This is a genomic window from Neobacillus camarae (assembly GCF_054950115.1).
The window spans coordinates 1,250,590-1,269,094 of the sequence record NZ_JBUCKX010000001.1; the positions used below are offsets into that span (position 1 = coordinate 1,250,590).

Genomic DNA, 18,505 nt, shown 5'->3' on the forward strand with positions numbered 1-18,505 from the left:
ACCTACTCATCAGAAATCACGATTTCTCAAATACAATATATGTATTTCAAAAAAATTTCAGACTGTCTTATGATAAATTCATAGAACAATATGCAAGGAGGAATCATCTTGAAACTACTAACCTATTCCACAAACGGTCAACCTCTAAGGGTTGGCGTCTTGGCAGACGAAAATACTATCGTCGATCCTCAGCAAGCCTATATACAGCTGTTAAAGGAAAACGGACAGGAGCGTGCCTTCGAAATTGCAAGCGCTTTACTGCCGGACAATCCAAACGAGTTTATCGCAAGCGGCCCCTTGGCAATCCAAACTGCAAAAGAGGCCATTAGCTTTGCCCTGGGAAACATCAATCTATCGAAAGCCATTTATAAAAAGGAACAGGTCCACATCGGTCCGCCTGTTCTGAAGCCCAATAAAATCATTTGTGTGGGTCTAAATTACAAAAATCATATCCTTGAAATGAAACGGGATTTCCCGGAGCATCCGGTTATATTTGCGAAATTTGCAACAGCCGTTGCAGGTCCAAACGATTCCTTTCCACTCCATTCGAAATTAACCAAAAAGCTAGATTATGAAGGGGAACTTGCCTTTGTAATCGGGAAAACTGGTAAGGACATCTCTTATGAGGATGCCTTAGATTATGTCTACGGCTACACAGTGGCAAACGATATCACAGCACGCGATATGCAAAAACGGACATTGCAATGGCTTCAGGGAAAAACTTTGGATAAAAGTCTCCCGCTGGGACCGGTTTTGGTGACGAAGGACGAAATACCTGATCCGCACGCTCTCGATATCTCCTTAACGGTAAACGGAGAGGTCCGGCAAAGCTCGAATACGGAACAGCTGTTATTCAATGTCCAATATCTCGTTGAATTTTTATCAGGCATCCTGACGTTAGAGCCAGGCGATGTCATCTGTACCGGCACCCCAGGCGGTGTAGGCGAAGCGCAGAATAAATTCCTTCAACAAGGCGATATCGTAAAGGTTGAAATCTCAGGCATCGGAGCTATTGAAACGAAAATTATGGAGGCGACCCCCTCATGACAACAAACGAACCCATCAGAGATATAGCCCATCTAGCCCATATTGAACTTCTAACCCCAAAACCAACAGAAAGTCTAGAATTTTTTCAAAACCTGCTAGGGATGGAAGTGGTTCATAAGGAAGGGCAATCCGTATTCTTGCGCGGCTGGGGAGACCAGCAGCTTTACAGCTTAAAGTTGACCGAAGCGGGCCATGCCGGTATAGGACATGTGGGATTAAGAACCTATTCACCTGCCGCACTTGAGCGAAGGGCGCAGGATATTGAACAAGCAGGATTCGGCATCGGGTGGTCAGCAGGAGATTACGGACATGGCCGATCCTACCAGTTCACCGACTCAGATGGACATCAGTTAGAGGTATTTTTTGAAGCTGAAAAATATGTTACACCGGATCATTTAAAGCCAGGATTGAAAAATATGCCGCAAAAATACTCTGCCAGAGGTGCTTCGATTACCCAACTTGACCATATCAATTTGTTCAGTTCCGATGTCAACGCCGATAGCACATTTTATCGTCAACATCTCGGCTTTAACCTGAGTGAACAAGCGATCACAGACGAGGGAAAGCAAACAACCGCATGGCTGTATGTGACCAATAAATCCTACGACCTTGCCATTTCGCTTGATAAATCAGGAGCAAAAGGCCGTTTCCATCATGCGGCGTTCAAGGTTGAAAGTTCCGAGATGGTCCTGCGTGCCGCAGATGTGTTTTTAGATAATGGTATTTTCATTGAAGCACCTCCTAACAAACATGTTGCCGGCCAAACGATGTTTGTTTATGTCTATGAGCCTGGAGGCAACCGGATTGAGGTATGTTCCGGAGGATTTCTCATCTTTTCTCCGGATTGGGAAACCATCACATGGACACCCGAAGAACGAAAAAAAGGATTGGCATGGGGGACGCCGTTGCCTTCTACATTCCACATATATGGCACACCAGACATTAGCAAATAAAAGGAGGTTGGAAAAATGAACGAAACATTAAACAAGTTATCCTATGAGGAAGCCGTGGAGCGGGCAAAAGAATTAGCGGATTTCGTGCGGACACGATCGCATCTTGGAGAAAGCCTGCGTCATCAGCCCCAAGAAACAATTGAGGAATATATTAAGTCAGGACTGGTACGTACTTTGGTTCCTAAACGCTGGGGCGGTCATGAACTTAATTGGAAAACGTTGGCGGATACGGCGATTGAAATCGCAAAAGGAGATGCGTCCGCTGGCTGGTGCTATTCATTGCTTCTATTGCATAGCTGGATGCTTGCCTTTTTTCCAAATCGAGCTCAGGAAGATGTCTGGAAAAACAACCCGGATGCCTGCTTGGCCACATCGATTAATCCGAGCCACGATGCCCAAATTACCCGTGAGAACGGCGGTTACCGATTAAGCGGCAAGTGGGGATTTTCTTCGGGTATCAATCATTGCGATTGGGTAATGATTAGTGCGGCAGCACCAGTGTCGGAAAACGAAAAAAAGGCATTATATTTTCTTGTTCCTAAGAAAGACTTAAGAGTAATCGATGTCTGGCAGGTGATTGGAATGCGTGGTACAGGCAGTAATTTATTAGAGCTGAAGGAAGTGTTTGTCCCCGATTATCGAACCATGGAGCTGGAACCTTGGAACCTGCACGGAATATCTCCCGGTATGGACCAAAATACGTCATCGTTATACCGAATTCAGTTGTCAGCTGTTATGCCTGTAACCTTATTATCCGCCATTCTTGGAGCAACAAAGGGAGCATATGCTGTTTGGCGCGATCGGGTAATTGGAAAAAATAAGACCAGAACGGGATCGGCTGTGGCGAACCTGACACATCAGCAAATTCGGCTTGCGAAAGTAGCGGCGAAAATAGAAGCCATCGACGCCCTTCTTCATAAATCGCTGGAACTGGTGGAATCAGGACGAGTGTTGGAGTATGACGAGCGGTTACGGTTACGCTGTAACTATGCATATTGCGCAGAAATGTGTTCGGAAGCAATGGAGACCATATACACAAGCAGCGGTGCGGCGGCATCTGCGGAAAGCCATCCGCTTCAGCAATTTTGGCGGGATGTCCATGCCGGTGCGCAGCACACAGCCTTCAACTTTGACTGGGTAGGGGAGCTTTTCGGAAAGCTTGAGCTAGGACTTCCAGTCGGTGTGGAATATTAGTAGGGGAGGGAAATCGGCATGTCTGCCACTTTAGAATGTTTGAGTCCAGAATTAGTTGCCTCACTAAAGGGAGAAAAGATGGTGTCCTTGATTACCATGGATGCTGAAACAGGATTACCACAATTGAGTGTGGTTTCCTGGGTAAATGCAAGCCCAGATGGAAAACAAATCAAGATTGCTCTTGGCCATAAAGCATCGAGTATCAAAAATATCAAAACCAATCCAAACGTCGTCTTGGGGATGATCGGAGCAGGCAGCTGCTTTGAAGTCCGCGGCAATGCCGTGGTATCCGACGTGGTGGAACTCACCATGAAATATTGCGTGGTGACCGTAGACGTTAAAACTGTTGAAAATGTCATGTTCTATGGGGGGAAGGTGACGGTGGAACCTTCCTATGAGAAGACTTATAATCCAGTCCTTGCCCAAAAACTAGATACAGAAGTTTACCAACTTCTAAGACATAATTAATTAAAAATACAACAGGAGCACACATCGTTTCTTAACAGGTGGTGCTCCTTTTTTATATAAAAATTTAAAATAGGGAGAAGTATGCATGAATCAAACAAAGCAATCATTCTTCAGGTATGAAAACGGAATCTTAATCGTGTTGTTCCTTGTTTTCGGACTGGTTTTTATGGACCGGTTGAGTATTATTTACTTATTTCCTTTTGTAGAAGAAGAATTAAAATTAAACAATACACAGATTGGTGCCATTATGGGTGCCACTTCTATCGCATGGGGACTCTCAACGCTGGTTTTTTCCAGTCTATCTGATTTTATCGGAAAAAAGAAAAGAACATTAATTATTTTTATGCTGGTCTTTTCGGTTGCCACCTTTTCTTCGGGGATTGTTGGGGGATTAGGTTCACTTATCCTTGTTAGGCTTTTGATGGGGGCATCAGAAGGACCGGTTGTCCCTTTAATCCAATCTGCTATCATGGCAGAATCGACAACAAAAAGAAGAGGCTTTAATATGGGATTTATCCAAAGTTCCGGCCCATTATTGGGGAACGCCCTCGCACCAGTTATTGTTGTGGCCATCGCCTCCGCTTCCGATTGGCGTTATTCCTTTTTCGCCTTAGCCGTTCCGGGCCTGATTCTCGCTGTCATCTTAATGTTTTATATGAAAGAGCCGGTATTAAACCATCATGCGGATTCTGATGAGGGCAAAGCCAAGCCGACTTTTAGAGAGTACAAAAGTGTATTTAAAACACGTAATGTGTGGGTCTGTATGTTGATGGCTATCTTTTACATGATGTATTTGCTGTCCTTCACCAGTTTTATGCCATTATTTTTAACAGAAATCTCCCATTATAATGAATCACAATACGGGCTCATTATGGCTGTATTTGGGATCGCGATGTTTCTTTGGCAGTTAATTTTCCCAGCCGTTTCCGACCGGATTGGTCGTAAAACGGTGATTGTCCCTGCTGCCTTTATTGCGATTTTCCTGCCGTTAGCCGTCGCCTTTTTCCATTCATCAATTGGGCTGACAATAGTAGTAGTGTTGCTGCTGACAGCAGGATTGGGAGGACAGCCGCTCTACCTGGCGATTATTCCTTCTGAGTCCGTTCCAAGAGCCTTCGCCGCCACTGCCATTGGTTCAGTGGTATTAACGGGTGAAATTATCGGTGGCACAGTTGGTCCGGTTGTCGGAGGTATCCTGGCAGATAAGTTTAGTCTTTATGCGACATTGTGGATGGCCAGCGGAACCGCTGTGATTTTCTTTTTGCTTTCATTGCTTCTTATGGAAACTGCACCAGTAAAAATAGGTCATACTAAAAATCCAAGTGAGCTATCGCCCCCAAACACAATAATAGAATCGTAATTTATTACCAAAGCACTTTAACCAATGTAAGCGATTTATACAATCGAACGCCTGAATTCAATCGGGCGTTTTTTGATGTTTGAAATGGATAGTATTTTGTAGGATTCCGCCATAGTCATGAAAGAGAATGTACGATAGGGTAACTATATAGCACTTTTAACAAAGATAGGTTCTTCTTTCAATCTTCCTAGAGGAGTGGTAAAAATTATGAAAGTATACAAGGATACCCGTAATCCAGTTTTGCCGCCGGATTTATATATTCCTGATCCGGAGGCTCATGTTATGCCAGATGGTAGAGTGTATGTATAGGGCTCTTGGGATCAAGAGGAGAATATCTATTGCAGTAAGGAATATCGGGTCCTTTCTTCAGAGAATATGGTTGATTGGGTGGACCACTGGAAATCATTTGATGCCAGCCAAGTTCCGTGGATATTTGATGAAAATGCTCCAAAATATCCATCAAGTATTGATTGGTCAAAGCCAACGCCGTTTTTGAAAAAAATGATTGAAAAAGATACGAAAGACGGAAAGTTAGAGATTCCTAATTTCCCGAAGAATATGCTGTTTGCGCCAGTTGCGATTCATAAGAATGGAAAATACTATTTGTATTTTTGTATGGCAGACTCCAGTGAAGGAGCAGCTATTTCAGATAAACCGGAGGGCCCGTTTAAAAGTCCGATCCAATTGGCTTTCGGCGGAATTGATCCGGCCGTTTTTATTGATGATGACGGACAGGCCTATTTTTATTGGGGACAGTTCTTTGCCCAAGGTGCAAAGTTAAAAGATAATATGGTAGAGTTTGAGGAAGGTTCGATTGTAAATAATATTGTAACGGAACAAGAGCATTATTTGCACGAAGGGAGTTCTCTTCGAAAACGCGGCGATATCTATTATTTTGTCTATTCCAGCATGGTACGCGGCAAACCAACATCCCTAGCCTATGCAACCGGTATCTCACCGCTTGGCCCTTTTCAGTATCGGGGAGTTATTATAGATAACGATGGCTGTGACCCGCAAAGCTGGAATAATCATGATTCCATTGAAGAAGTGAATGGCCAGTGGTACGTTTTCTACCATCGTAGTTCCCAGAATCGGCAGCAAAAACGCCGGCTTTGCATTGAGCCCATCTTTTTCAATGAGGATGGGACTATACAGGAAATTCCTATGACAACACAAGGAGCAGGCAAGCCATTTGCTATCTATGAAAAGATAGAAGCCTATCGTGCTTGTCAGTTATCAGGCAATGTTTACCTAGCACCATCAAAAAATGCAGATGAGGTTCTAACTGGTATAAGTGATGAAGATGAAGCGATTTACCGATATGTAAAATGGGAAGCTCCTGTTAATCGTGTTTTGATAGAAGGTGCTGGCAGCGGTGAAATTCATATTTTCCTAGACAATCAGAATGAAGCTTCCGGCAGTGTAACGATAAAAGAAGGACTAATAGTTGAGTCCGCGTTTTATGGGGATTCAGGAAAGCATGAAATCAGGTTACAATTTAGAAACGTTCAAGCTTTAGAGATTCAATCTTTGACATTTCTATGATCATGATCCTAAGGAAATCCACGGAACTAATGCCGTGGATTTCTTAAAAATTTATGGGATGTGTGAATATTTTACCTTACTTAAAAAACAATGTTTGAAATGGATAGGAAAAATGTCACATATCGCCATAGTTTTAGATTGATATGTCCTATAGACTAATTATAGAAGCGCTTTCAAACTTCTAAAAATAATTGAAAGTAGGTTGGGACAATGAATTCTAATGTAATTAAAACACCATTTCCTCGTTTAATTACAGGCATTTCGATTGGCAGCTTTGGTTATAACATTGCGATGATTACACCGCTCGCATTCTTGCTAGCAGTTAAATTAGCCATGCTTGATCCTGCAAGCGTTACCATGCACTTTAGTATCATTGGCCTTGTTGGAGGTATAATCGGTATTTTTAGCCAATATTTTGCCGGAATGATTAGCGATCGGACGTCAATCAGTTTTGGAAGGCGCCGTACTTGGATATTAGTAGGTTCCATTGGTGGAGCTGCAGCCCTTTATGGGGTAGGGGCGGCTAAATCTTTTTCCATGCTGTTGGTGTTTTGGATTTTGACCAAAATCATCCTAGCCTTTATGATGACGGCCCTAACAGCCCTTATTCCTGACCAAGTGCCGGAAGACAAACGTGGTACGGCATCTGGTATATATGGATTGGTCAGCCCGCTTGCCATCATGACCGGAGTCAATTTAATGAACATCTTAAACAGTTGGAGTATTGAAAATAAGTTTCTATTAATTGGAATTATTTGTGTGGTTTTAGCCATTATTACATGCTTATTAGTAAAAGAAGGAAAAGTGGAGTACCAAAGAGAGAATGGTTCAATCGAACAATTGACAATTGGAGAAAAAATGTCGCGGATTTATCCAAGTCCACGTAAATATCCGTACTTTACTTATGGAGTGTTAACAAGATTTTTCATGGGAATTGCCTATACAGCTTCTTCTTTTACAAGTGTATATTATTTAGAACATTTTCATGTTTCCCAAGAAGCCTTGGCAGGCATTGTTGCTACCAGCATGAATATTACGATTCCAATCTTGGCCATTTCAAGTATTATTGGCGGCGGTCTTTCAGATAAATTCGGGCGCCAAAAACCATTTATCCTTCTTGCTGCCATTATAACGTCAGCTGGTATCTTAGGTTTTGGTTTTGCTTCAAGTATTGCCTTGTCCTATATTTGTGGAGCCGTCATCTCTTCTGGATTTGGAATGTTCTTAGCCGTCGATATTGCTTTAATGACAAGAGTTCTTCCACACCCTGAAGATGCAGCAAAAGATATGGGAATTGTAAACATTGCCAATGATCTTGGACAATCACTTGCCAACTCAGCTGCAAGCCCAATTGTCGCAGCAGGCGGTTACCCGCTATTCTTTGGAGTGTTGGCTGTATTTGGTATCTTAGCTGGAGTTATAGTGAAACCGATTCCTGAATTGGAAAAGAAAGAAAATCCAAATCTTACGATTGCTCAGTAAAAACTGTGAAATAAAATCCGCGCATTTTCCTGCGTGGATTTTATCCATCTGTAAAGGAGATTTCCTATGAATATCACCCTTATCATTATTGCAACAGCAGTTGTTCTTTTTGAAATAATCGGAGCACCTCTTATCGTAAACAACTTGAGGAACAGACGAAACATGAGGAGGAAATAATTGTGGTACAGGTCAATAAGTTAAAAATTGAAAATCAAGACGGGCTCATGGGAACCGACATCCTTAAGCCTCGATTCAGTTGGAATATTGAAAGTGAAAATCCAGGCATTGTGCAGATTGCCTATCAAATAAATGTGATCGAAAAAGAAACTTCCGCTTTAATTTGGGATTCCCAAAAGGTACAATCACAAGAATCGGTTAATATTCCGTATGCAGGGCCTTCTTTAAAGAGTAAATCGATTTACTCCTGGCAGGTCCGCGTCTGGTGTTCCAATGGAGAGGGGTCCGAGTGGAGTCATAAAGGACAGTGGGAAATGGGGCTTCTCCATATGGAAGACTGGGTGGCAAGATGGATTGAGCCAGAACAGGATTTTGTAAAAGAAGAGCCTGAACTGACATTAGAAAATATGTTTATAAATAAGAAGAAATCCGAACAGCCATCTCCGGAGCAAAGATTGCACCCGCCGAAACTGGTTCGTAAATCTTTTAGCATCGATCAAAAGACAATAAAAAAAGCCAGGCTTTATATAACGGCTCACGGCCTTTATCATGCAAAAATCAACGGCCAGAAAATCACGGAGGCAGAATTTACTCCTGACTATACATCCTATTCCAACTGCCTTCAGTACCAAACCTATGATGTTTTGCCCTATCTTTGTGAAGGAGAAAATGTGCTTGGGGTAACTTTAGCAGATGGCTGGTATGCAGGTCGAATAAGCGTTCCAGGGGGGAGCGCCCAATTTGGCAATAAGCTCGGGCTATTGGCTCAATTAGAAATAACCTATGATGATAGGACCACGCAAATCATGGGAACCGACAATTCCTTTGTGTCCTCTAATGGCCACTTTGTTTATAGCGATATATTCATTGGAGAAAAACAGGATAAACGTCTCGAAAGGCGAGGCTGGGATATGCCGGGATTTGATGCATTAAACAGCGAATGGCTGCCCGTGACAGTCGCGGGTTATGAGTTAGACAATTTGCGGGCGCAATATGGAGCATTCGTAAAACCTGTTGAAGTTCTAGCACCTGTTTCCATTACGAAAGATCAGAACCAAGCGTATATCATCGACTTTGGCCAGGTTATTGCAGGCCGTATCCGTCTCCATATCCATGGTACTAAAGGACTGGAGATAAAAATAGAACATAGTGAAGTCTTAAATGAAAATAGTGAGTTTTTTAACAACATTGTAGGCAGAAATAAAGAGCAAACGGATTATTATGTGACTAGTGGTGAAGATGGTGAGGTTTTTGAACCTATGTTCACCTTCCACGGTTTCCGCTATGTCCGGCTAACCGGCTATCACTCTGAGCTTGCACCAGAGGATATATCAGCCATTGTTCTGTATACAGATATGAAACAAACGGGGCATTTTACTACGTCTGACCCGGAAATCAATCAACTTTGGAAAAATATCCAATGGAGTCAAAAAGGCAATATGTTGTCCATTCCAACAGACTGCCCACAGCGGGAACGCGCTGGATGGACAGGTGACATCCAGGTTTTCGCTCCAACGGCTGCGTTTAACATGGATGTTCAAGCCTTTCTGACCAGATGGCTATGGAATTTGCAGATGGAGCAAACAGACGAAGGAGAAATCCTTAATTACTGCCCTGCACCGAAGGATATTTGGAATGATAAAAAATTCACAGGGACGATATCCTCAGCAGGATGGGGAGATGCCATCCTTATTGTTCCATGGGTGCTTTATCAGAAGTATGGAGATAAAAGAATCCTGGAACAATGCTTCCCGGAAATGGAAAAATGGCTCGATTATGTGCAAAAAAGTGCGGCACAAAATAAAGAAAATGCGGAAGAAGACTATGTCCGCTACTTATGGGATACAAAATTTCACTTTGGAGATTGGATGATTCCGAGCTTTATGCTGGGTAAAGAGCCGCAAGGACCAATTGCTTCTGCAGTTGCTACAAAGGATCCCATAGCCACAGCGTTTTACGCGTATTCATCAAGTCTATTAGCTGAGATTGCCAAGATCCTTGAAAAACATGAACAGGCTAATTATTATGATGATCTTCATAATAAGGTAAAAGATGCTTTTGGAATGGCGTACGTTAATGATTCAGGCTTGTTAACAACTGATTACCAGGGCGTGTACACGATTGCTCTTGCATTTAACCTATTCTCTGGAGAGCAAAAGAAAAGAGCGGTAGAAAGATTAGTTGAATTAATCAAGGAAAATGATTTTAAAATCGATACTGGATTTCTATCTGTTCCTTATATTATGGATGTTTTATGTGATAATGGATATGAGGATATTGCTTATAAGCTGCTCTTCCAAACGGCCTGCCCTTCATGGCTATATGAAGTGCAAAAGGGTGCAACAACTATCTGGGAATCATGGGAAGCGATAAAACCAGATGGGACCGTAGGGGCTTTTTCCTTTAATCACTATGCATTTGGCTGTATCGGGGATTGGCTCGTTCGCCATATTGGCGGTTTAACCCCAATTGAACCTGGATACAGGAAGTTTAAGGTCGAACCGCATTTTGGCGGCCGAATAAATTCTGCTGTAACCAAATATGAGTCAGTGAATGGCGATATTTTGGTGAAATGGGAGATTCAAGACGAGAAGAATATGTTCCTGGAGGTCAAAGTACCTGCGAATACAGAGGCTGTGATATCACTAACCAATATACATCCCGAATGTATTAAGGAACTTCATGATCTTGTAAATGATAAGGGATTTTCAAATGTCGAATACCATCTGGAAGATAAAAGAATCGAATTCACTGCAGGTTCGAGAGAGTTTAATGTTAAATGGCAATTGCATGACCCTTGTCACTTGATAAATAAAGGACAACTAATATAGTTAAAACAAGCGAAGCTAAAAAAGAGCTCGAGGCTAAATTAAGAGCTTTAGGTAAGCCCAATAATTAGATGTTGGAAATAAAATTGGAAAAGACGAAAGCCCTGCTTTTATAACTGAGTAGGGCTTTCGTTGTTTTTCTTACGATATTCAGCGGGAGTTACACCATGAATTTTTTTAAAGGATTTATAGAAAAAAGTAATGTTGGTATAACCGACTTTATTAGCGATTTGATCGATGGTTAAATCGGTATTCTCCAACAGGATACAGGCATTTTTTACTTTTAGCTGATGAGACAATTCGATAAATGTCTTGCCTAAATTGGTTTTCAGCAGCCTAGTCAAATGATTGGGATGAAAATGAAATTTCTCAGCTGTTTTTTCCAACGTAATAGTTTGATAATTTTGTTCCATAAAATATAAAATATCCGAGATGACCGCTTTTTTAAATGTAGGTTCTTGTTTGCTTTTTGAAGTATGGTTATAGATTCTTAACAGCTCAGTAAAGATCAACAACATATAAGAATTGATGGCCTCATTTGAACAAAGCTGTGGATTTAAAAATTCACTCAAAGCTTGGGTGATCATGTCTTTAAGTCGATTGTTCGGACCCTTAGGAAAAATAATATATCGGCTGTCTTGCTTTTGCTGGTATATGGCATTTACAAAAAAATCTGTCAACAAATCATTTCCGGATAATCTCTGAAGCAAGGCGGAATCAAAATAGCCTGTCCGAATCATGATATTGATGATGATATCGTTTTCGGAGGCGCTTTCAATTCCATGCGTCACATTGGTATCGAGCAAACAGAGATCTCCTTCCTTAAGGATAACCTCTTTACCATTGATGTGCTGTGTACAAGTACCTGAATATACATAGTTCATTTCAATAAAGGAATGCCTATGTTCAGTGAACTTAATAAACCTGGGGTGTTTTAAAAAGACAACATTTTCGCCCGGTTTAAAAAAATAATCTACTGGAACAATGTCAAGTGATTGATAGTTTTGAAGGTATGTTAATTCTGATTCTTGTAAATGGGAGAAATGTCTAGGGTGTTCAGGTGTACCTGAATACTTTTTCTCGAAATTATTCATTTCCATTAATTGTTTCTCAATTATGGCAGTATCCACGTTACACCCTCCTTTGTTAGCTATTAAGTATAGTGTAACAATATCATTTTGTATGAATAAAGTCACTTTAAAAAGAAGAAACCTACACCACATGGCTAGAAAACCAGAAACCCGAAATTTGCCCACCGTACCCGAAGGTTAACACCTTACAATACAAATCAAGATTATTTATCATAATTGTAAACGGATACGAGAAGGGGTTGATAACAAATGCTGGCACCCATTAAACCTGTAAAAAAGGCAAGGGTCGGTTTATACACCATTGGCCTGCAAGCCTACTGGAACCAATTTCCTGGTTTAAAAGAAAGACTAATAGAATACGGCAAGTTCATTGAGTCAAAAATGACCCAGTTCGGCGAAGTCCATCATTACGGATTAGTAGATACCGAGGCGGAAGCCCGGCGTGCAGGTGAATGGTTGAATGAAAAGAACGTGGACATTGTTTTTTGCCATTCCGGTACCTATTCCACCAGCTCTGCTATACTACCTGTCCATCAAATCTGCAAGTCCCCTGTAGTCGTCTTAAATCTGCAGCCAACTGAAAGAATCAATTATGAATTCACCACAACAGGGGAGTGGCTTGCACATTGCGGTGCGTGTCCGACACCGGAGATTGCCAATTCATTCAATCGGAGCGGCATTAAGTTTAGAGTAGTTAATGGACTATTAGGGTTAGATTACACTCCTAAGATTTCGCTAACCAATGAAACTACCAACGAACGAAAAGAGGCGATTCGTGCCTGGCAGCAGATAGAGGAATGGATTCGGGCTGCCTCCGTTCCAAGGACACTCAGGACTAGCAGGTTTGGCTTCTTGGGGAACACCTACAGCGGGATGCTGGATATGTACAGTGATTTTACAATGATTCAAGCGCAGACTGGACTTCATGTTGAAATACTTGAAATGTGTGATTTAGACCGTTTAGTGAAGCAGGTAACCGAAGCGGAAGCAAAGCGTAAAATGGACGAAATCCACGAGATTTTCGAAATCAGCGGAGATTCACCATCGGATCCCATTGCCAAAAAGCCAACAGAAGAACAAATGGAGTGGTCCTGCAGGGTGGCTGCGGCTCAAGAGAAGCTGGTCCGCGAATTTGATTTAGATGCGCTTTCCTATTATTATCATGGAGCACCAGACAGCGAATATGAGAAACTGCAAGCAGGGTTTATTGTCGGTCATTCCTTGTTGACTGCCAGAGGAATTCCCTGCTCTGGTGAAGGTGATTTAAAAACGGCGATTAGCATGAAAATCTGTGACATTCTTGGCAAGGGCGGCAGTTTTTCGGAAATCGTCGTAGTTGATTATGTCGATGAGACAATTCTTTTGGGACATGACGGTCCATTCCATATCGCTATTTCCGATGGCAAACCGATTCTCCGGGGGATGGGGCTTTACCATGGAAAGCAAGGCACTGGAGTTTCTGTGGAAGCAAAGGTCAAAACAGGCCCAATCACCACGATGAATGTCACGCAAACCGGTGATGGGAAACTTAAGTTAATTATCAGTGAGGCCGAATCAACGGACGGACCCATTATGCGAATTGGGAATACACAGACCCCGGTTAAGTTTAGAGAACATCCAGATATTTATATGGAAAAATGGTTTCATGAAGCGCCAACCCATCATTGTGCCATGTCAATTGGTCATAATGCTTCACTGTTTAATAAAGTAGGGGACCTTTTAGGCTGTCGGTCTGTAACTCTATAATATTATGAAAATTGGAAGGTGTCGGTTAAAAACTGGCACCTTTTTCCTATTTCCATACTAGTAGTTAGCGACGATGTGTTAAAATTAGAATAGTCCCAATTTTTAAATAAAAAATGACGGAAAGGGATGGATGATGTTTAGAAAAAATGCCTTGTTGATGCTCTTGGTTATTTTTATTATTGCAAGCGGTTGCAGTAAAAAACCGGCTTATGAAATCGTTTATTCTAGCGGAGAGGTCAAAAGCCCTGTGGTAACAAGTGAGAAGAAGCAGGTAACAATTGCACTTGTCCCCAAGCTCGTCAACATTCCTTACTTTAATGCAGTGGAAGAAGGGGCTATTGAGGCGGGGGAAGACCTTGGTGTTCATGTCATTTACCGGGGGCCCGCTGTCGCAGATGCGGAACAGCAAATCAAAATTATCAACGAATTAATCGATGAAAAGGTGGATGTGATTGCCGTTTCTGCCAACGACCCCGATAAACTGGTCCCCGTCATGAAAAAGGCCCAGAACCAAAACATAAAGGTAATAACTTGGGATGCGGATACCCATTCAAGTTCTAGAGAGCTGTTCATCAACATGGTGGACCCTGAGACATTGGGAAGGCATTTGATGGACACGCTAGCCTGGAATGTAAACGAGGAAGGCGATTTTGCCATCATTACCGGTTCCGAATCAGCGGCAAATTTAAATGTCTGGCTCAACTGGATTAAGGTCCAACGAAGAGAATATTATCCGAAAATGAATCTTGTCAGAGTCACCGCCTCCGATGATGACCCCCATAAAGCCTATATCCAAGCTAAGCAGCTTTTAGCGGAGTATCCGAATTTAAAAGGGATAATTGGGAATTCCTCCGTTGGCCCGCCGGCAGCCGCCCAAGCCGTAAAAGAAGCGGGCAAGTCCGGCGAAGTCGCTGTGGTGGGTTTGTCACCGCCAAACCCCATGAATGAGTATTTAAAAATAAACGCGTCACAGGTTGTCACCCTTTGGAGCCCCAAGAAACTCGGGTATTTGACTGTTGCGATTGCTGGCAACCTTCTGGAGGGAAAAAAGCCTTTTGACCGGCAGGATATTCCACAAGTGGGGAAAATCAGTGTGAAGAACGATTCAGTCATCATGGGAGAACCAATCGATTTTACAAAGGAAAATGTGGATCAGTATGATTTTTAAATGGAAGCAAATCAAAAATCTCCCGTTAATGACCAAATTAATTGTCACCTATATTTTTATTACAGTCATACCCGTGGCATTAATAGGATTTACCGCTTATAACCAATACACAAAATCGATTGAGGAACAGGTGGGAGAGGATATTCCGAAACTTCTTGAACAGGCACATGAACAGATTAATGCGTACCTTAGTGATGTGAAGCAATTGCCGGACCTTCTTTACAGTTCTGCTCAGGTTATTGAAGTATTGAGAAAAGATACATTTCAAAATAATTCATCCCTTTTGCAGGACCAGTTTATCGTTAATAGTTATTTGACCAAGACCTTTATAAATGGAGGGAATCCGGATATCCTAGGAGTATTTATTTTATCAAAAAACAGGTTGTTCAAGAGCTCCAAAGTATCTTATACGGGGTTTGAGAGCATCGCCCTGCCGTACGGCCAAGACATGGATTTAAACGGGAAGCAGGCAATTATCTTTCCAAACCAAACCAATCTTAAATTTAAAGGAAACCCGCCATACATCTTGTTAATGCGCCAAATTACCGATACGGAAAACCGGATGAATCTTGGCACAATGTTTATTGCCGTGGATATGTCCACATTTAAGGGAATCTTTGGAAAAGTAAACACAAAACAACAAGCAGAAATCTCGCTTATGAATAATACAGGATATATCATATACCACACGAACTTACACTCTATTGGTAAGGTTAACAAACATCTGGCTTACTATCCCCAAATTAACGGCAGCTTTAAAACGACAAATGAATCCGAGAACAGGCTGATTAGTATTAGCAGGACAGGACCCGAGGACTGGATTCTGGAACATAGTATACTGTTAAAAAATTTAACGGAAAAAACAGATTTGGTTCGTAACACCACGATTATCGTTTTTATCATAGTTGTATTAGTAAGCACGTTGATTTCCATCTTTTTGGCCTGGAACGTCTCAAGACCGATTCATCGATTAACGAGCTTAATGAAAAAGGTGGAAAAAGGGAATTTTGATGTGGACCTGCCCATCGAGAGTAGTGACGAGGTGGGAATGCTGGCTAAAAGTTTCAATTCCATGGTTCTTGAAATTAAGGATTTGATTAAGCAAAACTACCAAATCAAATTACAGCAAAAGGAGGCAGAGTTATACGCATTGCAATCGCAAATCAATCCGCATTTTATGTACAACACGTTAGAAACGATTGGGATGGCGGTGGAAGAAGATGAGGATGAAACGGTGGTTGAAATGGTCTCGCTGCTTGGCAGGATGCTCAGGTACTCCATTAGCAATAAAGAAAAAATGGTCACCATCGATCAAGAGATTCAGCATATGCAGGATTATTTAACCATACAAAAAATAAGGTTTGAAGATCGGATAGAGTTTTTCATTCATGAAGACATGGATACAAAAAACTATCTAACGCCAAAGTTTATCTTGCAGCCAATAGTAGAAAACGCCATTAAACATGGTCTGGACCATCGACCAGATTTTAGACTGGATATCTTTATCTCAAGGCAGTTAAACGTTGAAAAGAACCGAGAAGAAGTGATATTTAAAATAACCGATAATGGGCCAGGTATGCCAAAAGAAATTTTAACAAAACTTACGAATGAACTGAAATCAGATCCATTAGGAAAACGTGATGCCAGATTTGGGCTAATCAACGTGCATGGACGATTGGCCATGATGTTTGGAGAACTATACGGATTAAAAATTCAAAGTGAGTTAAACCAAGGTACGGATGTCAATATTGTGATTCCATTAATGACGCAGAACAATCCGGAGTAAAAATGGACGGAGATGGTGCGGGTGGAACCGAGAAAAATTAAAACGATTGTTGTCGATGATGAAAATAGAATCAGAAGGGGAATTGAAAGATTAGTTGTGTCATGCGGAGAGGAATTTGAAATTGTCGGCAGTTTCCATAGCGGGCAGGAATGTTTGGAAAAGGCTCACATGCCTTTTGATTTGTTCATTACTGATATTAAAATGCCTGGCATGGATGGTTTGCAACTGATTAAGGAAATGAGAAGCAGAGCAAACTTTGAAGCGGTTGTCATCAGTGGGTTCAATGATTTTCAATATTTGCAGGGCGCCATTCGTGAAGGGGCTGTTGATTATATGGTTAAGCCATTGATACGGAAAGAGTTCCGTCATCAAATGGAAAAAGTAAAATTTAACATTCAAAAAAAATGGGAAGAAAATGAGGCAGTTACTACGCAACTTAACTATGTAAAACAGGTTCAAAGATTAAGTGAGCTGACTAGAGGGCACGACATTGATCTGTCCGAGATGGAGTGGACAAAGGAGTTTCTTAGTGGTCGCTACACCCTTTTAATGGTCTCCAAAGACACCGACTCCAATTTAAATCGAGTAGCTTCGCCTGATGCATGGGTGACCAAAATGGAAGTGGAAATAGAAAAGCTGCTAAAGGAGCTTTACCAAGGAACTCGTACAGCCTATTGGTATTGGAAGGGAGATTTATCTTCCTGGTGGCTGCTGCTCCAGAATGAATCGGAAGAAAGCATGCAGGAACTGCTTTTGGCGGAAAAATTGCTGTCAATAATTAAATATACTATCCGGTCTTCAGGTTCCATTACCATAAGTAAACGGTTTGATGACCTGACTCTGCTTCCGAACAAACGGGATGAGTTGCTTTCTTTACTTCAATTTCGTCTCATTTATGGAGGGGGTCAAATCTATACCTTTGGTCTAATTGAAAAGAACCTTTTGAATCAGGAAAGGATCACAAAAGAGTTGGAAATATTGGTTACGAAACTATTGCAAGCTCTTGAACGGCTGCGAGGGGAGGAAGCGTTCGCGTTTCTGAATCAGTACCTAAAAGAGTTGGAAAAGCTAGTCTCACCGGATGAAATCGAAAGGAATATCCAATCCCTTTCAGTTCAGACAGCAAACCTTTTGTTGAAAAATGCAAGTGTAAAAGTAGAAGTGTTTTTAATTCAAGAGGGGCTGCAGTTGACGAAACACTCGTCCAATTTTTCAGGTTTAAAGAATAATATAAAGGAATGGCTGCAAAAAGTATGGCGGATTTTAGAAAAAGAAAAACAACAAGAAGCTTTTGACCCTGTTGAATCAGCCAAGAACTGGATTGCCGAACATCTTGGAGAGAATCTAACCATTGAAAAAATAGCAAAAATTATTCATTTGAACCCTACCTATTTTTGTGAGTGCTTCAAAAATCAAACCGGAGAGACGGTCCTTGATTACGTGACAAGATTGCGGCTAGAAAAAGCCAAGGCGCTATTGTTGTCAACCAATTTAAAAATCTATGACATTTCCCGGGATGTCGGTTACACCGATACCAAGTATTTTAGTAAATTATTTAAAAAGTATTTTGGAGAAGTCCCGTCCAAATTTAAAGATAAAGCCAAATTCACCTCCTAACCACTGGTTGGGAGTTTTTTAATTTTTAAAAAAACTTCCGAAG

At 41.6% G+C, this 18,505-nt stretch carries 13 protein-coding genes; 12 read left to right on the forward strand and 1 reads right to left on the reverse strand.

Annotated elements, in window-relative coordinates; translation table 11 throughout:
• Positions 1 to 108: 108 nt before the first annotated feature.
• The 8 genes from ACY8D0_RS05765 to ACY8D0_RS05800 all read left to right on the forward strand — a co-directional run bounded on the left by ACY8D0_RS05765 (position 109) and on the right by ACY8D0_RS05800 (position 11,057).
• Positions 109 to 1,047, forward strand: a complete 939-nt coding sequence (locus ACY8D0_RS05765; RefSeq protein ID WP_462409519.1) for a fumarylacetoacetate hydrolase family protein — start codon at positions 109 to 111, stop codon at positions 1,045 to 1,047.
• A complete protein-coding gene (locus ACY8D0_RS05770) occupies positions 1,044 to 2,000 on the forward strand; it encodes a VOC family protein (protein WP_462409520.1) in 957 nt (318 codons plus the stop codon). The genes ACY8D0_RS05765 and ACY8D0_RS05770 overlap by 4 nt, the downstream gene beginning before the upstream one ends.
• A gap of 15 nt (positions 2,001 to 2,015) precedes the next feature.
• Entirely contained in the window at positions 2,016 to 3,194 is a 1,179-nt protein-coding gene (locus ACY8D0_RS05775; RefSeq protein WP_462409521.1) for an acyl-CoA dehydrogenase family protein, read from the forward strand.
• Between the two features lie 18 nt (positions 3,195 to 3,212).
• Complete coding sequence (locus ACY8D0_RS05780; protein WP_462409522.1) at positions 3,213 to 3,662, forward strand: PNPOx family protein; 450 nt, start codon at positions 3,213 to 3,215, stop codon at positions 3,660 to 3,662.
• Positions 3,663 to 3,747: 85 nt separating this feature from the next.
• The gene (locus tag ACY8D0_RS05785) at positions 3,748 to 5,022 is read left to right on the forward strand and encodes an MFS transporter (RefSeq protein WP_462409523.1); all 1,275 of its coding nucleotides are present in this window, start codon (positions 3,748 to 3,750) and stop codon (positions 5,020 to 5,022) included.
• A gap of 387 nt (positions 5,023 to 5,409) precedes the next feature.
• Positions 5,410 to 6,567, forward strand: a complete 1,158-nt coding sequence (locus ACY8D0_RS05790) for a family 43 glycosylhydrolase (protein WP_462409524.1) — start codon at positions 5,410 to 5,412, stop codon at positions 6,565 to 6,567.
• Between the two features lie 210 nt (positions 6,568 to 6,777).
• On the forward strand, positions 6,778 to 8,049 hold the full coding sequence (locus tag ACY8D0_RS05795) for an MFS transporter (protein WP_462409525.1): 1,272 nt from the start codon (positions 6,778 to 6,780) through the stop codon (positions 8,047 to 8,049).
• A 179-nt stretch (positions 8,050 to 8,228) separates the two neighbouring features.
• Complete coding sequence (locus ACY8D0_RS05800; protein ID WP_462409526.1) at positions 8,229 to 11,057, forward strand: alpha-L-rhamnosidase; 2,829 nt, start codon at positions 8,229 to 8,231, stop codon at positions 11,055 to 11,057.
• A gap of 107 nt (positions 11,058 to 11,164) precedes the next feature.
• Here ACY8D0_RS05800 and ACY8D0_RS05805 read toward each other — a convergent pair whose 3' ends face one another.
• On the reverse strand, positions 11,165 to 12,184 hold the full coding sequence (locus ACY8D0_RS05805; protein ID WP_462409527.1) for an AraC family transcriptional regulator: 1,020 nt from the start codon (positions 12,182 to 12,184) through the stop codon (positions 11,165 to 11,167).
• Between the two features lie 210 nt (positions 12,185 to 12,394).
• On the opposite strand from ACY8D0_RS05805, the gene ACY8D0_RS05810 reads away from it, so the two are divergent.
• From ACY8D0_RS05810 to ACY8D0_RS05825, 4 genes are all read left to right on the forward strand, one after another.
• Positions 12,395 to 13,891 (forward strand): L-arabinose isomerase family protein, encoded by a 1,497-nt coding sequence (locus ACY8D0_RS05810; RefSeq protein ID WP_462409528.1) that lies wholly within the window; start codon positions 12,395 to 12,397, stop codon positions 13,889 to 13,891.
• A gap of 130 nt (positions 13,892 to 14,021) precedes the next feature.
• Complete coding sequence (locus ACY8D0_RS05815; protein WP_462409529.1) at positions 14,022 to 15,059, forward strand: autoinducer 2 ABC transporter substrate-binding protein; 1,038 nt, start codon at positions 14,022 to 14,024, stop codon at positions 15,057 to 15,059.
• Entirely contained in the window at positions 15,049 to 16,845 is a 1,797-nt protein-coding gene (locus ACY8D0_RS05820; protein ID WP_462409530.1) for a cache domain-containing sensor histidine kinase, read from the forward strand. Before ACY8D0_RS05815 ends, ACY8D0_RS05820 begins: the two co-directional genes overlap by 11 nt.
• 21 nt (positions 16,846 to 16,866) lie before the next feature.
• Positions 16,867 to 18,462, forward strand: a complete 1,596-nt coding sequence (locus tag ACY8D0_RS05825) for a response regulator transcription factor (RefSeq protein ID WP_462409531.1) — start codon at positions 16,867 to 16,869, stop codon at positions 18,460 to 18,462.
• Positions 18,463 to 18,505: the final 43 nt, after the last annotated feature.

Excerpts from the sequence above, each read along its gene's own strand:
- ACY8D0_RS05770 (WP_462409520.1), top strand. The coding sequence starts at position 1,044 with ATGACAACAAACGAACCCATCAGAGATATAGCCCATCTAGCCCATATT.
- ACY8D0_RS05775 (WP_462409521.1), top strand. The coding sequence starts at position 2,016 with ATGAACGAAACATTAAACAAGTTATCCTATGAGGAAGCCGTGGAGCGG.
- ACY8D0_RS05780 (WP_462409522.1), top strand. The coding sequence starts at position 3,213 with ATGTCTGCCACTTTAGAATGTTTGAGTCCAGAATTAGTTGCCTCACTA.
- ACY8D0_RS05785 (WP_462409523.1), top strand. The coding sequence starts at position 3,748 with ATGAATCAAACAAAGCAATCATTCTTCAGGTATGAAAACGGAATCTTA.
- ACY8D0_RS05795 (WP_462409525.1), top strand. The coding sequence starts at position 6,778 with ATGAATTCTAATGTAATTAAAACACCATTTCCTCGTTTAATTACAGGC.
- ACY8D0_RS05810 (WP_462409528.1), top strand. The coding sequence starts at position 12,395 with ATGCTGGCACCCATTAAACCTGTAAAAAAGGCAAGGGTCGGTTTATAC.
- ACY8D0_RS05815 (WP_462409529.1), top strand. The coding sequence starts at position 14,022 with ATGATGTTTAGAAAAAATGCCTTGTTGATGCTCTTGGTTATTTTTATT.
- ACY8D0_RS05820 (WP_462409530.1), top strand. The coding sequence starts at position 15,049 with ATGATTTTTAAATGGAAGCAAATCAAAAATCTCCCGTTAATGACCAAA.